The 2,873-nt window shown below is 33.9% G+C and carries 5 protein-coding genes; 3 read left to right on the forward strand and 2 right to left on the reverse strand.

Annotation, left to right across the window (positions count from 1 at the left end; all coding sequences use genetic code 11):
* Positions 1-91: 91 nt before the first annotated feature.
* From SD31_RS14295 to SD31_RS14310, 3 genes are all read left to right on the forward strand, one after another.
* Positions 92-367 (forward strand): hypothetical protein, encoded by a 276-nt coding sequence (locus SD31_RS14295; protein ID WP_039054611.1) that lies wholly within the window; start codon positions 92-94, stop codon positions 365-367.
* 2 nt (positions 368-369) lie between these two features.
* The gene (locus tag SD31_RS14300) at positions 370-1,272 is read left to right on the forward strand and encodes a DUF3644 domain-containing protein (RefSeq protein ID WP_052259101.1); all 903 of its coding nucleotides are present in this window, start codon (positions 370-372) and stop codon (positions 1,270-1,272) included.
* Between the two features lie 304 nt (positions 1,273-1,576).
* Positions 1,577-2,023 (forward strand): hypothetical protein, encoded by a 447-nt coding sequence (locus tag SD31_RS14310; protein ID WP_039054613.1) that lies wholly within the window; start codon positions 1,577-1,579, stop codon positions 2,021-2,023.
* Between the two features lie 191 nt (positions 2,024-2,214).
* Here the strand turns inward: SD31_RS14310 and SD31_RS14315 are convergent, their stop codons facing one another.
* Complete coding sequence (locus tag SD31_RS14315; protein ID WP_052259102.1) at positions 2,215-2,523, reverse strand: winged helix-turn-helix transcriptional regulator; 309 nt, start codon at positions 2,521-2,523, stop codon at positions 2,215-2,217.
* The gene (locus SD31_RS16765) at positions 2,501-2,752 is read right to left on the reverse strand and encodes a hypothetical protein (RefSeq protein WP_156138392.1); all 252 of its coding nucleotides are present in this window, start codon (positions 2,750-2,752) and stop codon (positions 2,501-2,503) included. Before SD31_RS16765 ends, SD31_RS14315 begins: the two co-directional genes overlap by 23 nt.
* Positions 2,753-2,873: the final 121 nt, after the last annotated feature.

Below are 2,873 nucleotides of genomic sequence, written 5' to 3' on the forward strand. Positions count from 1 at the left end.
TATCAAAAGGAATGTGCCACAATACAAACGATTTCACGAATGCTTGAAGTCTTAAAAGTCTAGGATTGTTACTTGATATGGAAGTTTTCAGTTGACATTTCTGAAAACCATAGATTTAGGCTTGCTGCTTCTTATTCAAAAAGGAATGTCGCCCAACAAACTATCAAACGATTTTCAAGAAATTGTAAGATTGAAAAAACTTCCTATGGATTGGTTTATTGATATGAAGAAAATTAACGAACAATACAATTTTAAAACCGGCATCATAAACTATTTGCCAGCAGGCGGAATTGATTGGATTGATACAGCAGACATTGACGGAATTTCATCTTTTGAAGAATTAGCTGAAATTTTAAAATCTGAATAATTATGCCAAGAGGATTGCCTAAAGCGGTAAAAAAATGTTTAGAAAAGTCTGTTGATTCAGCATTATTAGCTGTTGAAACTTACAATAAACCTGCCGTAAAATTTAAATCGGGGGGCTATATCGTTTTAATGGTAATTTCTTGGACTTCCTTATTTCACGTTATTTTTTTCAAACAAAAGAAGAAACCTTTTTACAAAACGAACAATCGGTTTAATAAAAAAGATGGGGATTTTTGTTATTGGGAGTTAAGTACTTGTTTGAAAGAGTACTTTAAAGCCGATACTAATAATCCTATTAGAAAAAATCTTGATTTTTTTATTCCGCTTCGGAATATGATTGAACACAAATCTATTCCAGAAATAGATTCTGACATTTTTGCAGAATGTCAATCATTATTATTGAACTATGACAAAATAATGGAAAAAGAGTTTGGAGAAGAATATTGTTTGAGAGAATGTTTATCTTTTGCTTTACAGTTTTATCCATCATCCAAAAGTCTAAATAATGCAGTTGTCGCAAATCCAACGACCAAACCAATAGTTGATTTTATCAAAACGTATAGAAGTGCGATTTCCACAGATATTCTTAACAGTGGAGAGTATTCATTTAAAGCTTTTTTAACTCAAGTTGAAAATAGTCAGCCAGTAGCTAGGAATTATCTCAATTTTTTTGTTAATTCTGCCAATGCAAGAGCAATTACATGGAGTGATGCAGGAGCCTGTGCCGTTGCTGCGTTATTAGGCGATTTCGCTGGATTTGCTTATGGTTCGACAGCATCTGTATGGTCAATTAGTGCAATGAAAACAGCTTTCAAATCTATTGCAAAAAAAGCACTTGGGCCTGTTGGTGTAGCGATTGCTGTCGCTGAATTTGGCATTTGTCTTACAGGAGTTTATTTAAGCTAAAACGTTGTGTATGCTAATAATATATTTCCTCATGATGCCTATTTTCGTATTTGCTTTATTTGGTCGAACAGTGAAGCTTGCTTCATCAATAAAAGAACGGAATAGTGACCAAATTAAGATAAACATATTCTTTATAGGAGTAATTATTTTATTAGGTGGACTTTGTGTTGTCGTACTTGAAACATTAAGACGATAAGAATTAGATGATTACTTCTGCCAACAAATTTTAGAAAATGAGTCGAACCAAAAATAAAAATAAAGAAAAACTAAATTTGATATAACAATTGAAATTCTGACTTTTATTTTGATTTTAGTATCCGCAATTTTAATTGGATATTTTTACAATCAGCTTCCTGACAAATTGCCGATTTATTTTAATTGGCCATCAAAAGATAAAAATGGATTTGGAGAAAAAGATTTACTATGGACAAGTCCCATAATATGCGGAATAATTGGAATTGCCATATTTAAACTCAATCAGTATCCTTGGATTTTCAATTATCCGACAGATTTAAAACCTGAAGATGCTGAAATAAATTATCGGATAGCAACAAAAATGTTGAGAATAATAAATTTGATAATTGGATTTACTTGTTTTGTACTTACTCTATTTTCGATATTAGCAGCACAAGACAAATTAAATGGACTTGATCGATTTTTATTTCCAACATTACCAATTTTACTTTTTGCACCAATAATTTATTATTTGATTAAAACTTACAGAGTAAATAAAAAACTAAAAGCGGATTAAAAAACTATGCACAACATCGGTTTTGCGTCAGGCGGGAAATCCGTCTTCGGTTGATAAATTAAGGATACGAGAAATGAACGTTTTCAAAAGAACAATTCGGGGTAAAAGCCCCGCCCGGCGCATAGCCGCGGAACGTTGTGTGTCAGCATACGAAACCACCGCAGAAAGACAATCCACAAAACATTTGACAATTACTCAATCCCCTGAACAATTCTTTTTCTGTGTTGATATCCCCATTTCTCCATAGCTACCAAAACATCATTTAAACTGTGACTATATTCGGTCAATTCATATTGTACAGTTATAGGTTTGGTATCGCAGACTTTTCGGCTGACCAATCCGTTCATTTCCAATTCTTGCAATTCTTTCGACAAAATACGAGGGGAAATTCCCGCTTCCCTTGACAATTCATTAAACCCTTTTTTACCGCTTCGTAACACCGAAATCAATACCAGCTTCCATTTACCGCCTACGATATCAAGTGTATCGCGTATCGCCATTACCTTTTGGGATTTCAACCGCCTTGACGGGTTGAGGAAAATAACTACCGCTTGATAATCTATTCCAAAGTTTGTACAGATTCTTAGACAAATGAGCATCAAAATCTAGGAGTGTTTCTTCATCTACTCCTGCACTGCCTTTGTTGGATTTTACCTTGCGGTAAGCATCCCACACCATTTGTTTGGTGATGGGAATACTGCGTGATGGTGTTTCAAATAAGAGGGTCATCCTTGTTCTTTTATTATAATAAAATAGTAGTTCAAGTTGTCCAATCACTTGAAACTATGTATCTGTTGTCCTTCGCTCCATAGCCATTACAGCTACTTCTACACTACTATAACAACATCCG

Source organism: Sphingobacterium sp. T2, assembly GCF_000814685.1.
Taxonomy (GTDB): domain Bacteria; phylum Bacteroidota; class Bacteroidia; order Sphingobacteriales; family Sphingobacteriaceae; genus Sphingobacterium; species Sphingobacterium thermophilum.

Coding starts and splice junctions, on each gene's coding strand:
- SD31_RS14300 (WP_052259101.1), top strand. CDS start 370: ATGCCAAGAGGATTGCCTAAAGCGGTAAAAAAATGTTTAGAAAAGTCT.
- SD31_RS14315 (WP_052259102.1), bottom strand. CDS start 2,523: ATGGCGATACGCGATACACTTGATATCGTAGGCGGTAAATGGAAGCTG.
- SD31_RS16765 (WP_156138392.1), bottom strand. CDS start 2,752: ATGACCCTCTTATTTGAAACACCATCACGCAGTATTCCCATCACCAAA.